Genomic DNA, 16,986 nt, shown 5'->3' with positions numbered 1-16,986 from the left:
CATGGCCGCGCACGCGCTGCTGATCGAGGTTCGGCTGCTGGACGGCCGCTATCACGGCCTCGGCGACTGGCCGCCGTCGCCGTTCCGGCTGTTCGCGGCGCTCATCGCCGGCGCCTATGGCGGCCGCTGGGTGGCGGAGCCGCGCCACGACAAGGACGCGGCCTTTCGCTGGCTCGAAGGGCTGCGCCAGCCCGAGATCGCCGCGCCGCGCGCGGTGCGCTCGCGTGCCACCACCATCTACGTGCCGAACAACGATCTCGATTCCGTCGGCGGCGATCCGGCACGCATCGCGGAGATCCGCGGCTCGACCAAGCAGTTCGTTCCGTGGCTGTTCGAGCCCGACGTGCCACTCGTCTATGCGTGGCGGTTCGAGGACGGCGCCGGGCACGCCGACCGCATCGCCGCGCTGGCCGAGCGCCTTTGCGCGCTGGGACGCGGCATCGATATGGCGTTTGCCCGCGCCGCGGTCGTCGAGGCCGGCGTCGCCGAGGCGCGGCTCATTGACCACGGCGGACCGCTGTTCGTGCCGGGCGGCGCGGGAGAGGGCGAGCGGCTCGCCTGCCCGACGCGCGGCAGCTTCCTGTCGCTGGTCGAACGCCACGCCGCCGAGAGAGCGCGCTTCACCACCTATCGCGAGGGACGCACGACCCGCACCAGCTTCCGCAAGGCACCGAACGCGCGGGCGGTCCAGGTGGCGTACGCGCGCCCATCGACCTTCCTGCTGTTCGAGTTGCGCGGCACGGATGGGAAGTTTCGGCCGCAGCCGGTCGAGCGTGCGCTGGCACTGACGCTCGCGGTGCGCGACCGCTTGGTCGAGCGCCTTTCCACCGCGCTGCCGGAGCAGGCGGCGCATGTGCTGCGCTACGCGAAGGGCGACAGGGACGCCCCCGACGCCGACAAGGCGCTCAGGCTGCGCGTCCTCGCGCTGCCGTCGATCGGCCACGCTCATGCCGGCCTCGCGCTGCGCCGGCTCGCGGTCGAGATCCCCTCGGGCTGCCCGCTGCGCGTCGAGGATGTGACGTGGGGCCTCTCCGGGCTCGACCTCTCCGAGATCGACGGCGACACCGGCGAAATCCTCCGCGACGGCCCGATGCTGGTGCCGGCGAGCGACCGCCGGATGCTCGGCCGCTACGCCACCGTCTCCGCCCGCCGCTGGCGGACGGTGACGCCGGTGGCGCTGCCGGTTGCTGCGCGCAACGGGCGCCGGGGCGCCGAGCGCCTGCAGGCCGAAACGCTCGCCGCCGGCCGGCTCGCCGATGCCCTGCGCCACGCCGGGCGCGATGCGCGCGGCACCGTGCTGGCGGTGCGCCGCGAGCCGTTCCACGCCGGCGGCGTGCCGGCAGACCGCTTCGCCGGCGACCGCTTTGCCGCCGGGCGGCTCGCCCATGCCGAGATCGTGTTCCCGCAGCCGGTCTCAGGCCCGCTGGTGCTGGGCGACGGCCGCTTCCTCGGCCTCGGCCTGTTCGCGCCGGTGGACGAGGTGCCGGGCATCCTCGCCTTCGGGCTCGCTGGCGACGCGGTGCCGCCAGCGTTGGCGCCGCGGCTCGCCGCCGCCGCGAGGCGTGCGGTGATGGCGCGGGTGCGCGATGCGCTCGACCTGCGCCCCGATGCCGGCCTGCCGCTGTTCTTCAGCGGCCATGCCGCGGATGGCGCGCCGGCCCGCACCGGCACCCACGATCATCTGTTCGTCGCGGTCGAGCCCGGCTGCGCGCCGCGCTTGCTGGTGATCGCGCCGCACCGTGCAGCGCGGCGTGAGGCCACGGGCAACGAGCGCAATCACCTCGCCACGCTGGAGCGGGCTTTCTGCGGTTTCGAGCGGCTGGTGGCCGGCCGCGATGGCGCCTTCGGTCTGGTGCCGCTGGTGGAACCAGCGCCGGGCGACCGGCTGATCGGGCCGTCATCGGCCTGGATCTCGGCAACGGCGTACCGGCCGACCCGTCACCCCAAGCGCGGCGACGATCCCGCGGCATTCCTCGCCGCCGACATCGCAGCCGAGTGCGCCGCCCGCGGCCTGCCGGCACCGGAGAGGATCGACATCGCCGACCTGCAGGCGGGCCCGCGCGGCGGCCTTGCGGCGTCGGTGCGCCTGACGTTCGCGGTGGCGGTGGCGGGGCCGATCCTGCTCGGCCGCGACGCCCACCAGGGCGGCGGGCTGTTTCTGGCGGAGTGAGGAATACGAAAAGGATCGGGTTGTCCTGAAATGAAACAGCGGACGCCGGAGACCGGCGCCCGCTGTCCATCATTCAGTCAATCAGTTCCCGTCGGCGAGGTGCTGCGCCTCGGGGAACTTCTTGCCGGTCAGGACCTCGGAGATGCGACCTGGGTTCACGCCCAAAGACGCAGCCAGGGTGTGCTGGGCCACGCCATTCTTGCGGCGTTGCCAGATCTCGATGGCGTCTTCGAGTGTCAGCGGAGGTGACGTGGGCTTTGCGCGCATGGTCACTCCCGATGCGTCGGAGAGTTGCCCGAGTTCTTCATGATCTCGATCGAGCGATCACAGTCAGCCTCGTTGACATAGGCTTCGCTGCTGACAGCGATGATTCGGCCGTTGGTTTGATAGCGCCAACGCCATTGCTGGTTTGCATCACGGTACTTCGTATACAAGTGCGCGTCCTGTTGCTGGAAGGCGCGGCTTGAAAAGTCGACGGATGGCGCTATCGTACGCAACGCTTCACAAGCGATATGCCTTCCGCGGCCAAACCGCTGAAGTTGCCCCAGCCCCTCGAATTTGCCGATTCGAGGGGCTGACTACTTTCGCGTGAAAGTCCCACACCGTGTGAGATTATGCAATAGGGATCTATATTCCCTTTTTAACCCTTCCCCAATCCATAAGCCGAATTTTGACGAGGCGCTGGTTTTCCGCTAAGAAAGTGGCGGCGCGGTTCCCGGGCTTCACGCTCGGGCCTCATTGAAGCTGGATCGGGGCAGGGTTCGCTTCCCCAGATTGAACCACTTCCCGCGCCCTGGCCCACCTCTTGCACCTAATGCGTGCAGGAGGTGGCCATGTCTTCGTCCGAAACACGCGCCGATCCGCCGGCCGGCTCCGTGCCCGGCGACACGCCCGCCGCGTCGGCCCGCCCGGCCGCCCGCCAGGGCGAGCTGGCGCTGTTCGCGCCGCCGGCCGCCACCGACGAGATGCTGGTGCCGGCGCGCATGGTCAATGAATGGACCTACTGCCCGCGCCTCGCCGTGCTGGAATGGGGCCGCGGCGAGTGGGCCGGCAATGCCGACACCGCCGCCGGCCGCCGCGCCCACAAGGCGACCGAGACCGGCGCCGCCCCCGCGCTGCCCGAGCCCGAGGCGCTGCCCGACGACAAAGCCCTCAAGACCCGCCGGCTGCTGCTCGCCTCCGAGCGGCTGGGCCTCACCGCCGAACTCGATGTCATCGAGGCCGACGACGGCTGCGTCGTGCCGGTCGACATCAAGACCGGCAAGCGCCCGCATGTCGCCGAGGGCGCGTATTTGCCCGAGCGCGTGCAGGTGTGCGTGCAGGCGCTGCTGCTGCGCGAGGCGGGCTATGTATGCGACGAAGGCGCGCTGTGGTTCGCCGACAGCCGCGAGCGGGTGCGCGTGGAGCTGACCGACGAGCTGATCGCCACCGCGCTGCGTGCCGCCTCCGACCTGCGGCTGACCGTGGCGTCCGGCCGCCTGCCGCCGCCGCTCGATCATTCGCAAAAATGCGTGCGCTGCTCGCTGTTGCCGATCTGCCTGCCCGACGAGGTCAACTGGTTCCGCAAGGGGGCGATCGCCCGCACGCCGCCGCCGGCCGCGACGCCGGCGCTGCCGCTCTACGTGCAGACGCCGGGGGCGCGGGTGACCAAGAAGGACTTCACCCTGGTCGTGCAGGTCGAGGGCGAGGCCGACCGCGCGGTGCCGCTCGACGAGGTCTCCGAACTGGTGCTGGCCGGGCCCATCTCGCTCACCACGCCCGCCGTGCACGAGCTGCTGCGCCGCGACGTGCCGGTGGCGTGGATGTCGTCGGGCTTCTGGTATCTCGGCTCCACCGGCCCGCAGGGGCCGCGCAGCGCCGCCGTGCGCACCGCGCAATATGCCTTCGCGGCCGACGAGGCGCGCCGGCTTGTGTTCGCGCGCGAACTGGTGGCCGCCAAGATTCGCAATTCGCGCACCATTTTGCGACGCAATTGGCGCGGCGAGGATGGCGAGCGCGGCCCGCTGCTCGATCGCCTCGCCTTGCTCGCCGACCGCACCGCGCGCGCCGACAACGCAGCCGCGCTGCTTGGACTCGAGGGCGAGGCGGCGGCGCTCTATTTCCGTGCGCTGCCGAAGCTGTTCACGGAAGGTGTTGCGGCGCTGCCGGCGTTTGCGTTCGAGCGGCGCAACCGCCGCCCGCCGGCCGATCCGGTGAACGCCTGCCTGTCGCTGCTCTATGCCGTGCTGACGCGCACGTTCGCATCCGCGATCTCGGTCGCCGGCCTCGATCCGTGGAAGGGCGTCTATCATGTCGAGCGGCCGGGGCGCCCCGCGCTGGCGCTCGACCTGATCGAGCCGTTCCGCCCGGTGCTGGCCGATTCCGCCGTGCTGATGGCGCTCAACAATGGCGAACTGGCGCCGGACGATTTCGTCTCCGCCGCCGGCGGCTGCAACCTGAAGCCCAAGGCGCGGCGCGCGCTGATCGCCGCCTACGAGCGCCGGCTCGACCAGGAGACCACGCATCCGGCGTTCGGTTATCAGGTGTCGATGCGCCGGCTGATCCAGATTCAAGCCCGGCTGTTCGCGCGCTTCGTCTCGGGCGAGATCCCGCGCTATCCGCATTACGTGCCCAGGTGAGAAGCAGCTGATGACCCGCCGCTCCAACGCCGAGCACGCCTATGTGGTCGCCTACGACATCTCCGACCCCAAGCGCTGGCGGCGCGTGTTCAAGACCATGAAGGGCTACGGCCGCTGGCTGCAGCTGTCGGTGTTCCACTGCCGGCTCGACGGCGGCCGCCGCGCCGAGATGGCCTCGATGCTCGAAGACCTGATCGACCGCGACACCGACCACGTCATCATCCTCGATCTCGGCCCGGCCGAGGATGTCGAGCTTGCGGTCGAGAGCCTCGGCAAGAGCTTCCAGCCGATCGAGCGGCGCGCGGTGGTGATCTGACGTCGGGCGTGTCGGGCACCACGCCCTCTCGATCCGCGTCGAGGTGAACGGTCAGCCGGATGCGATGCGGCAGTAGCCCAGCCGCTGCGGTGATGAACCGTGCGGCAGCACCGCACGCGAAGACGTGCGCCGCAAGAAGTGCGAGGTATTCTGACATCGGGAAGTCTCTCCAGGTGGTTGCTTGGTCTGTCCGTGCGGTCGGTCGCGGCGAGCGCACATGCGACGCTCGTCGACCTGCCGACCGACCTCGGCGATCTGCGTTCGGGCCTGTCCCGGGCGTCCCGCCCGGGCCTCATTGAAGCGTGAATGTCGACGTGCGCACCGAAGCTCGCCGCGCCGCGCCTCTCCCGCGCGTCACGCTCGGGCCTCATTGAAACAGCGCCCCTCGGGACGCCGCGATCTTCCGGACACGGCGGAACCTCGTCGCACGCTGTCCCGTGCCGCGGCGTGTCGGGGAGGGGGCGCAGGTGGCGCGCGATGTAGGGCGTCACTGTGCCCTGGCGAGCTAGAGCATTTTCCGCACAAGTGGATACCGGTTGCGCGAAAGAAAATGCGACAAACCAGAAACTTAGAGCGTCTGATCTGATGCAGTCAGATCGGATCACGCTCTAGGCGGCCGGTCCCAGCGTCGGAGAAGGTGATCGCCGGGCCCGGATGCGCTAGTCTTGCGAGCGGTTCGGTGATGCGGATTTCCGCGGCACCGCTCGCAGCGGCGCAAGCCTCTGAAACGACGAAGATGTTTGACATCGTGAAGGGTTTGCGCCATGCTTCTGCACCGTTCGGTGAAGCGTGCCGGCGGAACCGCTCGCAGAACGCGTCGCAAGCCCCGGCCAGATCTCCGGAAAGGGCAGGGGGGGCCTCTCCCGAGCTTCACGCTCGGGCCTCATTGAAGCGAAATCGGCGAGGCTGTGGACTTTGTCCGCCGTCCACCGCCTCTCCCGAGCTTCACGCTCGGGCCTCATTGAAGCGACACGGCGCCGGTCGATCTGCTGTCCGCAATGGCCGGCCTCTCCCGAGCTTCACGCTCGGGCCTCATTGAAGCGCCGTTTCCGGCACGCCTACGTTGGCCCCTCGCCGGGCCGCCTCTCCCGAGCTTCACGCTCGGGCCTCATTGAAGCCTCGCAATGCACCGGCACCGGGCCGCGGATCGGCACGGGCCTCTCCCGAGCTTCACGCTCGGGCCTCATTGAAGCGGCACCAACAACGTCTATGCCTATGTGCGCGGCAAGGCCTCTCCCGAGCTTCACGCTCGGGCCTCATTGAAGCCCCTGACGCCAGACCCGCAGACCGATCTGCCGCTGCTCGGCCTCTCCCGAGCTTCACGCTCGGGCCTCATTGAAGCATTTCTGCAGAGGATTTGACGAGACTGCCAAGCATACGCCTCTCCCGAGCTTCACGCTCGGGCCTCATTGAAGCCTCCGCGACCTGTGGAGGGAATGGCGGCGGCGGGCCAGGCCTCTCCCGAGCTTCACGCTCGGGCCTCATTGAAGCAGCTTTTCGGTATGGCTGTCGGCGCTCATTTCGCGATCGCCTCTCCCGAGCTTCACGCTCGGGCCTCATTGAAGCCCCTTAGCGTCGAGCCTTTAAGACGCAAACAATACCGGCCTCTCCCGAGCTTCACGCTCGGGCCTCATTGAAGCTTAAACTCAGGGGGAGGCTCACATCAGAGCTTCCCTGCCTCTCCCGAGCTTCACGCTCGGGCCTCATTGAAGCACCAGCGCCGTCGCCGGATCCGTTGTCACCTTCGCCGGGCCTCTCCCGAGCTTCACGCTCGGGCCTCATTGAAGCTATGGGGCAAGGAGGGCGGTAAGACCTGCGAGCCCCGACGCCTCTCCCGAGCTTCACGCTCGGGCCTCATTGAAGCAGCGAGGACGTCCTGCACACCGCCCGCCACCACCTCGGCCTCTCCCGAGCTTCACGCTCGGGCCTCATTGAAGCGGTGACGTAGTGCGCCTGAAACGGCGCGGTATCGTTGCCTCTCCCGAGCTTCACGCTCGGGCCTCATTGAAGCGGGGCGACGTTGCGGATGGCGGCGGACGGATCCTTGCCTCTCCCGAGCTTCACGCTCGGGCCTCATTGAAGCGTTGCAGGTAGGGCAACCTGGGCCAGACCCTAAACGCGCCTCTCCCGAGCTTCACGCTCGGGCCTCATTGAAGCACCTTACCACCGATGAACCGAGTCCACTTTGATTCGGCCTCTCCCGAGCTTCACGCTCGGGCCTCATTGAAGCCTCTTTGCCGGCGCCGCACCATCTGCACCAAACCGGCCTCTCCCGAGCTTCACGCTCGGGCCTCATTGAAGCTAGAACCGCGTGACACCCGCCCGACCCTAGCCGACGCGCCTCTCCCGAGCTTCACGCTCGGGCCTCATTGAAGCCTCGCGTGACTGGCTCCCTCACTATTGGAACCGTCACGAGGCCTCTCCCGAGCTTCACGCTCGGGCCTCATTGAAGCGCAGCAGACTGAGGTTGTCGCGCTCCAGCCCAAGGCGCGCCTCTCCCGAGCTTCACGCTCGGGCCTCATTGAAGCTGCAGCCATGTATGCGCGTCCCACCCTTTACGAGGATGCCTCTCCCGAGCTTCACGCTCGGGCCTCATTGAAGCGTCTGCTCCAGCTCGGCCTGCTTGATCATCACCTCACGCCTCTCCCGAGCTTCACGCTCGGGCCTCATTGAAGCGTCGTTAGCGACGGCACCACGACGGATCGACCAGCGCCGCCTCTCCCGAGCTTCACGCTCGGGCCTCATTGAAGCATGAAAATCCGCGACAGCGCTCCGGTCACGTAGGCTTCGCCTCTCCCGAGCTTCACGCTCGGGCCTCATTGAAGCACTGGAATGCGCGCCTCCGAGCTGCGGGGGCTGACTTGGCCTCTCCCGAGCTTCACGCTCGGGCCTCATTGAAGCACTACTAATGTCCTCCAACATGGCCACGATAGTCTCGGCCTCTCCCGAGCTTCACGCTCGGGCCTCATTGAAGCACCGTCATCGCGGATGCGGCGTGCCATGCTGTCTGCGCCTCTCCCGAGCTTCACGCTCGGGCCTCATTGAAGCTTGTCTTGTGTTTCCACTAAATTACTAATGGTCATACTGCCTCTCCCGAGCTTCACGCTCGGGCCTCATTGAAGCGCTACAAATTGCGACAACACTGGCGCCGTAATGGACAGGCCTCTCCCGAGCTTCACGCTCGGGCCTCATTGAAGCCAGGATGCGCTGCACGATCTTCCTGAGCGCGGGCTTGGCCTCTCCCGAGCTTCACGCTCGGGCCTCATTGAAGCGCTTCGCGGCGCGCTCTGTCTCTCTCCGCCAGCGCCGCCTCTCCCGAGCTTCACGCTCGGGCCTCATTGAAGCATGATGACGCCCGGCTTTTGCATCAGGTCAGCCACAAGCCTCTCCCGAGCTTCACGCTCGGGCCTCATTGAAGCTCACCCGTGCGCCTTGCAATGGCTTTGCTTACCTTGCCTCTCCCGAGCTTCACGCTCGGGCCTCATTGAAGCTCCGCCTGATAGTTCCGGTCGCGGTCGATCCTCGCGCGCCTCTCCCGAGCTTCACGCTCGGGCCTCATTGAAGCTCCCCGTACGGGAATGCTTGCCGGCGTAAACGAAAACGCCTCTCCCGAGCTTCACGCTCGGGCCTCATTGAAGCTCGGGCGCGCAATCGCTCGCTCGATATTCCGCTGCGGGGCCTCTCCCGAGCTTCACGCTCGGGCCTCATTGAAGCACCGTCATCGCGGATGCGATAGAGCAGGTCTGTCGCGCCGCCTCTCCCGAGCTTCACGCTCGGGCCTCATTGAAGCTTATCTGTGCACGTCAATGCACACAAAGCCGTTTGGCCTCTCCCGAGCTTCACGCTCGGGCCTCATTGAAGCAGTCCTCCACCGGTTCGTAAGTGGCGCGGAAGATGTCGGCCTCTCCCGAGCTTCACGCTCGGGCCTCATTGAAGCGGCAGCGTCGGGTCCACAGCCAGCCCCGACCCTACGCCTCTCCCGAGCTTCACGCTCGGGCCTCATTGAAGCTCTTTTTCAGCTCTTTCCACGCGGCTTCATGCCGCGGGCCTCTCCCGAGCTTCACGCTCGGGCCTCATTGAAGCGTTTCGCAGTCGATCGACGTCCTGTAGCCGCCGTTGTGCCTCTCCCGAGCTTCACGCTCGGGCCTCATTGAAGCGTAGGGATTAATGTGCATCTTACTCACAGATCAATACGCCTCTCCCGAGCTTCACGCTCGGGCCTCATTGAAGCATGGTAAGGTGGTGTTGCTGGAGTAGGAGAAGTTAAGCCTCTCCCGAGCTTCACGCTCGGGCCTCATTGAAGCGCCAGTTAAGGATGAACACCGACCCTCCGCATACAGAGCCTCTCCCGAGCTTCACGCTCGGGCCTCATTGAAGCGCTGCGACAGGATCGCTAATGCGTAGCTGCTCAACGCCTCTCCCGAGCTTCACGCTCGGGCCTCATTGAAGCGCGGGCGGATCAATAATTTCGTCGATCACCTCCGAAGCGCCTCTCCCGAGCTTCACGCTCGGGCCTCATTGAAGCCCTTCATACGAGCGGTTAATGTCATCCATCGACAGAGCCTCTCCCGAGCTTCACGCTCGGGCCTCATTGAAGCTTTGAAAATCTCAGCTTGACGTTCCGAAGAACGATAGCGCCTCTCCCGAGCTTCACGCTCGGGCCTCATTGAAGCCATGGTTGACTGCACAGCGCGTTCAATGCGGTTTAGTCCGCCTCTCCCGAGCTTCACGCTCGGGCCTCATTGAAGCCAGGAAGACGAGATTATTCGTCGCATGCTGCACGATGCCTCTCCCGAGCTTCACGCTCGGGCCTCATTGAAGCTTTCTGAAAGCCTTTGATCTTGCGCTTAGGCATTACGCCTCTCCCGAGCTTCACGCTCGGGCCTCATTGAAGCTGCTGGAACTGGTGCAGACGATGGAGGCGTTTACGGAGCCTCTCCCGAGCTTCACGCTCGGGCCTCATTGAAGCATCTGGTGTCGCCTGCCGCGCTATCGCGGTCTACAGGCCTCTCCCGAGCTTCACGCTCGGGCCTCATTGAAGCCTGTGCGGCTCGAACGCACTGGCCTATGTGGCCGGGCCTCTCCCGAGCTTCACGCTCGGGCCTCATTGAAGCAGCGGAGAGCCGTCGATCATCTTGTCGAGCAACTGGCCGGCCTCTCCCGAGCTTCACGCTCGGGCCTCATTGAAGCGGCACCATCAGGTTGAGGCCGTTGAGGGTGAGATTGGCCTCTCCCGAGCTTCACGCTCGGGCCTCATTGAAGCCTCGGTCTTGCGAGCGGCGCCGGCCTTCTTCTCCAGCTCGCCTCTCCCGAGCTTCACGCTCGGGCCTCATTGAAGCCCGCCCGCACCCGCCACGTGCCGGCGGGCCGTCTGCGCCTCTCCCGAGCTTCACGCTCGGGCCTCATTGAAGCGTGACCCAGACGGTGCACTGATGTCCTCCGACTCTGCCGGCCTCTCCCGAGCTTCACGCTCGGGCCTCATTGAAGCTCAATGCGGCGCTGGAAATGGGATTGATCTTGCGATAAGCCTCTCCCGAGCTTCACGCTCGGGCCTCATTGAAGCTCTAGACGTACTGTAGCTGCCTTACGCTTCCTGATAGCCTCTCCCGAGCTTCACGCTCGGGCCTCATTGAAGCCCACGGAACGAAGTTTCCTTCGTGTAGAACTCGTGCTGGGCCTCTCCCGAGCTTCACGCTCGGGCCTCATTGAAGCCCATCTTTGTCGACGGAAAACCCCGGCGTCTCAATTGCGCCTCTCCCGAGCTTCACGCTCGGGCCTCATTGAAGCATGTTGAAGCCTGACCTGACCGGCCACCGTGGCCCTGCCTCTCCCGAGCTTCACGCTCGGGCCTCATTGAAGCGCCATCACGTCGGCGATGCGTGAGGCGGTGACTCGAGCCTCTCCCGAGCTTCACGCTCGGGCCTCATTGAAGCTGTTCGGCTACGCGCTCGCCCGCGGTGTGGCTGTTCCGGCCTCTCCCGAGCTTCACGCTCGGGCCTCATTGAAGCGTCCGCAACGAGTGTTCTACTGCGAGTAGCTGATCATGTGCCTCTCCCGAGCTTCACGCTCGGGCCTCATTGAAGCCCGGTTTCGTCTACCGCCCGCACCACCTCGGCCAGCAGCGCCTCTCCCGAGCTTCACGCTCGGGCCTCATTGAAGCCCCTTGGCGTTGTCATTTCCCGCATTCTTGCCGAGCAGGCCTCTCCCGAGCTTCACGCTCGGGCCTCATTGAAGCATGACTGCCTCGCGATCGGCGTTGCGTCGATCGACGCCTCTCCCGAGCTTCACGCTCGGGCCTCATTGAAGCGTCATCGATTCCGTCCAGCGAATCCAGGAGCACCTTGGCCTCTCCCGAGCTTCACGCTCGGGCCTCATTGAAGCGAGCTCCGCCAACGCGCCACCACTGCTAAAGGGCCGCGGCCTCTCCCGAGCTTCACGCTCGGGCCTCATTGAAGCAGCGGTGCCTTGGCTTCGAGGTTCTGCCACTCGAAGCCTCTCCCGAGCTTCACGCTCGGGCCTCATTGAAGCCACCGAGCGGCGTGGCGGAGCCAGTCCGCCCACATCGGGCCTCTCCCGAGCTTCACGCTCGGGCCTCATTGAAGCGACCCGGTCCACAGGTGGACGCCGAGCACGCCGAAGCGGCCTCTCCCGAGCTTCACGCTCGGGCCTCATTGAAGCCTCAGCTCCCAAGCGCCGTCCGCGTCCTTGCGCATCCGCCTCTCCCGAGCTTCACGCTCGGGCCTCATTGAAGCAGCCCTTCGCTGACACGCTAGCTAAGTATGCCCATAGGGCCTCTCCCGAGCTTCACGCTCGGGCCTCATTGAAGCAGTCAACTCGCAGCAACACAGCAGCGCACAAAAATGCCTCTCCCGAGCTTCACGCTCGGGCCTCATTGAAGCTTCGGCGGCATGACTACCCGGTCCGATACTTTGCTGTGCCTCTCCCGAGCTTCACGCTCGGGCCTCATTGAAGCACATATAACGAATGACTGGTCTTGAACTCAATCAGTTGCCTCTCCCGAGCTTCACGCTCGGGCCTCATTGAAGCGACCAGTAGTCAAAGCCTTCCTCAGTCTCACTCCACGCGCCTCTCCCGAGCTTCACGCTCGGGCCTCATTGAAGCTAGACAGTAGGGTTCAAGGCTTTACGGAAGTTGGCAGGGCCTCTCCCGAGCTTCACGCTCGGGCCTCATTGAAGCGTCCTAAGCGGGCGCTCGCCTCATTCTCTTCGTCCCCGCCTCTCCCGAGCTTCACGCTCGGGCCTCATTGAAGCTTCTATTCGACCGACGGTGCCTGGTTCCAGGGCGATGCCTCTCCCGAGCTTCACGCTCGGGCCTCATTGAAGCCCTTCGACCGAATGGGTATTGAGGATGTGATCACCCACGCCTCTCCCGAGCTTCACGCTCGGGCCTCATTGAAGCGCTTGTGTAAGCTGAGCTTCGAGCTGAGCCTGCGCGGTGCCTCTCCCGAGCTTCACGCTCGGGCCTCATTGAAGCATCTCTCCGGACATATTACCCTCGCTTGACGGCGGGCCTCTCCCGAGCTTCACGCTCGGGCCTCATTGAAGCCAACCGGGTGCACCAGCCCGCGGCTCATTGGTCTCTGCCTCTCCCGAGCTTCACGCTCGGGCCTCATTGAAGCATGTTCGATGAAATAGTAGGTTCTAATCCGATCTTCGCCTCTCCCGAGCTTCACGCTCGGGCCTCATTGAAGCGACTCCCCAGACGTGTCGATTCTGGCCGCGGTGTTGGCCTCTCCCGAGCTTCACGCTCGGGCCTCATTGAAGCCGTCTCGGCCATCGCCTTATTGATTTCAGCGATACCAGCCTCTCCCGAGCTTCACGCTCGGGCCTCATTGAAGCACCCCAACACACTGAAATCTCAGCATAAAACATGGTCGCCTCTCCCGAGCTTCACGCTCGGGCCTCATTGAAGCTAGGGGGCAATAGTCATAAGAACGTTTCGAGAACGACGCCTCTCCCGAGCTTCACGCTCGGGCCTCATTGAAGCAAAAACAAACTAAAGAAGACATCAAATATTTCGTGGCCTCTCCCGAGCTTCACGCTCGGGCCTCATTGAAGCGGTAAAGATGTACTGATGTCTATTCCAGCAACACCAGGCCTCTCCCGAGCTTCACGCTCGGGCCTCATTGAAGCATTCACGAGCGTCAGAAGATATCTACTAATTGTGTTGGCCTCTCCCGAGCTTCACGCTCGGGCCTCATTGAAGCTCTGATAGGTTCTTGCTGCGACGCTCCAACTGGTCGCCTCTCCCGAGCTTCACGCTCGGGCCTCATTGAAGCAATCGACCTTTAACGTCGATTTTAACCGGGGTACTGCGGCCTCTCCCGAGCTTCACGCTCGGGCCTCATTGAAGCTCCTCTCCAGTGGTCATCTTCTCGCCCACGGCCTCGCCTCTCCCGAGCTTCACGCTCGGGCCTCATTGAAGCGCGACCAGGTGTTGCGGGCAGAGACGTCGGCCTCGCGGGGCCTCTCCCGAGCTTCACGCTCGGGCCTCATTGAAGCCTGCGCCGGTGAGCTTGTAGTCGTCCGTGGCCGCATACGCCTCTCCCGAGCTTCACGCTCGGGCCTCATTGAAGCGATCGATGCCACGGACCTGCCCGAGCACGCCCGCACGCCTCTCCCGAGCTTCACGCTCGGGCCTCATTGAAGCGCCGGCCGACGTCCGGTGGAACCTCATTCGGGCCGCGGCGCCTCTCCCGAGCTTCACGCTCGGGCCTCATTGAAGCTCAATTCTGAGCCACCAAAATAGACCTCTCCGGACGGCCTCTCCCGAGCTTCACGCTCGGGCCTCATTGAAGCGCGGTCAGCGAGCTTGGACCCTGGAGCGGAGGCCTGGCCTCTCCCGAGCTTCACGCTCGGGCCTCATTGAAGCAGCGCAGTACGGACGCGCGCCTCGCTCTCGCCGACCAAGGCCTCTCCCGAGCTTCACGCTCGGGCCTCATTGAAGCCTCGCATACAGCCTCGGCCCACGGCGCCCACCCTTCGGGCCTCTCCCGAGCTTCACGCTCGGGCCTCATTGAAGCCCGGCGACCAGGCAGCGATGCGCCTCGCCCAGGAGCAGGCCTCTCCCGAGCTTCACGCTCGGGCCTCATTGAAGCCTCGCATACAGCCTCGGCCCACGGCGCCCACCCTTCGGGCCTCTCCCGAGCTTCACGCTCGGGCCTCATTGAAGCATCCCGAAGAGGTCTTTGGGGTTTACCGTCGTCGCCTGCCTCTCCCGAGCTTCACGCTCGGGCCTCATTGAAGCCTCCCCGTGGTGCGGGCACTGCTTCACGGGGCACCAGGCCTCTCCCGAGCTTCACGCTCGGGCCTCATTGAAGCGATCGTCCAGTCGCTGTTCGGGTGAGGATGATGGCCACGCCTCTCCCGAGCTTCACGCTCGGGCCTCATTGAAGCCACGAGGCCGCGCCAGACGCGTGGATCGACCGCGTGTGCCTCTCCCGAGCTTCACGCTCGGGCCTCATTGAAGCGACAACTATTTACCGCCTATCGATTATTCGTCATTGCGCCTCTCCCGAGCTTCACGCTCGGGCCTCATTGAAGCTGGATATCCTGCGCCGTGGCCATGTTTACACCCTCACGCCTCTCCCGAGCTTCACGCTCGGGCCTCATTGAAGCAACTGGGTCGCCATGACGCCGGTGAACATGGTCGGCTGGGCCTCTCCCGAGCTTCACGCTCGGGCCTCATTGAAGCGTCAGATCAGACGAAAACCGATGCTGTGTTGTCGTCATGGCCTCTCCCGAGCTTCACGCTCGGGCCTCATTGAAGCGTTCATTTGGGCGCGTTCATCCGTGCCGATGTTCTCGCCTCTCCCGAGCTTCACGCTCGGGCCTCATTGAAGCAGTGGTGTCAGCGCTCTGGCGCACCAGCCGCGGCGCGCCTCTCCCGAGCTTCACGCTCGGGCCTCATTGAAGCGAACTCTGACGTCACGGTGCCGGTTTTTGGGCCTGGGCCTCTCCCGAGCTTCACGCTCGGGCCTCATTGAAGCCGTCATACTTGATCGGGTAGTAGCCACCCTTAAGCTCGCCTCTCCCGAGCTTCACGCTCGGGCCTCATTGAAGCCCCCAGTGCAGCGGCACTGCCGGATCGTCGAGGATGTCGCCTCTCCCGAGCTTCACGCTCGGGCCTCATTGAAGCCGTAGGGTGTAGGTCTCTGCCGGGAACGCTTCGAACATGCCTCTCCCGAGCTTCACGCTCGGGCCTCATTGAAGCGGCGACCAGCCCCGCGGAGCGACGAACGAACATGGCCGCGCCTCTCCCGAGCTTCACGCTCGGGCCTCATTGAAGCGGGGCACCCTCCAGCGAGGCGTTGAAGAAGTTCACGAGCCTCTCCCGAGCTTCACGCTCGGGCCTCATTGAAGCAAGGGACAGGCCGGGATGGCATTCCTGTGGCCACAGCGCCTCTCCCGAGCTTCACGCTCGGGCCTCATTGAAGCTAATGCGCTCCGCCCACCTGCACCTCCAGCAGGCTTGGCCTCTCCCGAGCTTCACGCTCGGGCCTCATTGAAGCTCCTCGGTCGGGTGGACATAGAGAAGATCGTTCGGGTCGCCTCTCCCGAGCTTCACGCTCGGGCCTCATTGAAGCCCGCACCAGTGTCTCCAGGAGCGTCTCGATGCGGGTGGCCTCTCCCGAGCTTCACGCTCGGGCCTCATTGAAGCACCGCGAGGCGGTTGGTGGTGTCGGCCGCCGTGAGCGCCTCTCCCGAGCTTCACGCTCGGGCCTCATTGAAGCGACCCGCGACCGGAGCCCGTCTCCGGGCCCCGTCACTTGCCTCTCCCGAGCTTCACGCTCGGGCCTCATTGAAGCATCTTCTGTCGCGTCTAAGTCAACGCCCGCAAACGGGGCCTCTCCCGAGCTTCACGCTCGGGCCTCATTGAAGCGTCACGGGCTTCGGACGGTATCTCGGGCTCTTCGCGATCGCCTCTCCCGAGCTTCACGCTCGGGCCTCATTGAAGCACCGTCTGCGATCTTGCGCGCGACGTCGGCCTGACTCGCCTCTCCCGAGCTTCACGCTCGGGCCTCATTGAAGCGCGCCGGCGGACCCTGGTCCTCCGCCATCTCCGCCGCGCCTCTCCCGAGCTTCACGCTCGGGCCTCATTGAAGCGCGAAATATGTGCGGCAGTCGGTGGGTGAAGGCCATGCCTCTCCCGAGCTTCACGCTCGGGCCTCATTGAAGCGCCGAGATTGGCGAGCCTAGCCGCCACAAAGGCGCGTGCCTCTCCCGAGCTTCACGCTCGGGCCTCATTGAAGCAAGGAGGGACGAAGATTGAAGGTGATCTTCGAACCCTTGCCTCTCCCGAGCTTCACGCTCGGGCCTCATTGAACAGGGCAATCGGGTGAAAAATCACGCTGCCAGGAGGCTTGCGAGGAAGTCGTCGTCCCAGGCGGCGACTTTTCGCTTGAGGCGGAGTGAATCCTTGCCCGGGGCCTTGCGGATGAGGTTGATGGCCATGTGCTTGAGGGTGGTGAAATTGGCGGGGGCGTGATCGGTGCGGACGCGGCAGTCGTCATCGCGGAACACCATGTCCATGATCCAATGCAGGCTGTTCTCCACCGCCCAATGGCTGCGGATGACGGGTCCGAGCTGGTCGGCCGGGGACGCCAGCGAGGCGATGTAGAAGCGGGTCTCCTGCTCGCACTTGGCGCCGATCTCGCGCATGCTTTCGACCATGACGACACTGGTCAGGCCGGGCCAGTCGTGACGGTCTTTCAGCCAAGCCACGTCGTGCATCACCGTGGTGGTGCGGGTCTCGATGCGGCCGTGATCGCCATCGACGCTGTGATGGCGGCTGATCGCGGTGTCCTTGAAACCATTGGCTTTCTGCTCGGCGGCGAACAACTCGACGTCCTCTCGCAAGCT

Annotated in this window: 6 protein-coding genes and 1 CRISPR repeat array; of the genes, 3 read left to right on the top strand and 3 right to left on the bottom strand. The window is 65.3% G+C overall.

The features are described 5' to 3' along the window. Position 1: 1 nt before the first annotated feature. A complete protein-coding gene (csb2, locus tag F1193_RS15135) occupies positions 2-2,170 on the top strand; it encodes a type I-G CRISPR-associated protein Csb2 (RefSeq protein WP_150098636.1) in 2,169 nt (722 codons plus the stop codon). Positions 2,171-2,251: 81 nt separating this feature from the next. Here the strand turns inward: csb2 and F1193_RS15130 are convergent, their stop codons facing one another. Both F1193_RS15130 and F1193_RS15125 read right to left on the bottom strand, forming a co-directional pair. Further along, the gene (locus F1193_RS15130) at positions 2,252-2,437 is read right to left on the bottom strand and encodes a hypothetical protein (RefSeq protein ID WP_150098635.1); all 186 of its coding nucleotides are present in this window, start codon (positions 2,435-2,437) and stop codon (positions 2,252-2,254) included. Positions 2,438-2,439: 2 nt separating this feature from the next. Next, positions 2,440-2,604, bottom strand: coding sequence for a YegP family protein (locus F1193_RS15125; protein WP_150098634.1), 165 nt, complete (start codon positions 2,602-2,604; stop codon positions 2,440-2,442). 399 nt (positions 2,605-3,003) lie between these two features. Between F1193_RS15125 and cas4g/cas1g the strand changes: the two genes are divergently transcribed. After that, positions 3,004-4,788, top strand: coding sequence for a CRISPR-associated endonuclease Cas4g/Cas1g (gene cas4g/cas1g / locus F1193_RS15120; protein ID WP_150098633.1), 1,785 nt, complete (start codon positions 3,004-3,006; stop codon positions 4,786-4,788). A 10-nt stretch (positions 4,789-4,798) separates the two neighbouring features. Continuing rightward, positions 4,799-5,104, top strand: a complete 306-nt coding sequence (cas2, locus tag F1193_RS15115; RefSeq protein WP_170263702.1) for a CRISPR-associated endonuclease Cas2 — start codon at positions 4,799-4,801, stop codon at positions 5,102-5,104. An 856-nt stretch (positions 5,105-5,960) separates the two neighbouring features. Next, positions 5,961-16,452: a CRISPR direct-repeat array (repeat unit 37 nt; unit sequence GCCTCTCCCGAGCTTCACGCTCGGGCCTCATTGAAGC). Between the two features lie 18 nt (positions 16,453-16,470). On the opposite strand, the gene F1193_RS15110 is transcribed toward cas2, so the two are convergent. Further along, positions 16,471-16,986, bottom strand: a 516-nt coding sequence (locus tag F1193_RS15110) for an ISAs1 family transposase (RefSeq protein WP_150098631.1), incomplete at its 5' end; no start/stop codon positions are given.

Source organism: Blastochloris sulfoviridis (genome assembly GCF_008630065.1).
GTDB lineage: Bacteria > Pseudomonadota > Alphaproteobacteria > Rhizobiales > Xanthobacteraceae > Blastochloris > Blastochloris sulfoviridis.
Note: the sequence above shows the minus strand (reverse complement) of the source record. Positions and strands in the feature narration are given on the sequence as shown.

Bases quoted from the DNA above. Each gene is read 5' to 3' on its own strand.
- csb2 (WP_150098636.1), top strand. From the start codon at position 2: ATGGCCGCGCACGCGCTGCTGATCGAGGTTCGGCTGCTGGACGGCCGC.
- F1193_RS15130 (WP_150098635.1), bottom strand. From the start codon at position 2,437: ATGCGCGCAAAGCCCACGTCACCTCCGCTGACACTCGAAGACGCCATC.
- cas4g/cas1g (WP_150098633.1), top strand. From the start codon at position 3,004: ATGTCTTCGTCCGAAACACGCGCCGATCCGCCGGCCGGCTCCGTGCCC.
- cas2 (WP_170263702.1), top strand. From the start codon at position 4,799: ATGACCCGCCGCTCCAACGCCGAGCACGCCTATGTGGTCGCCTACGAC.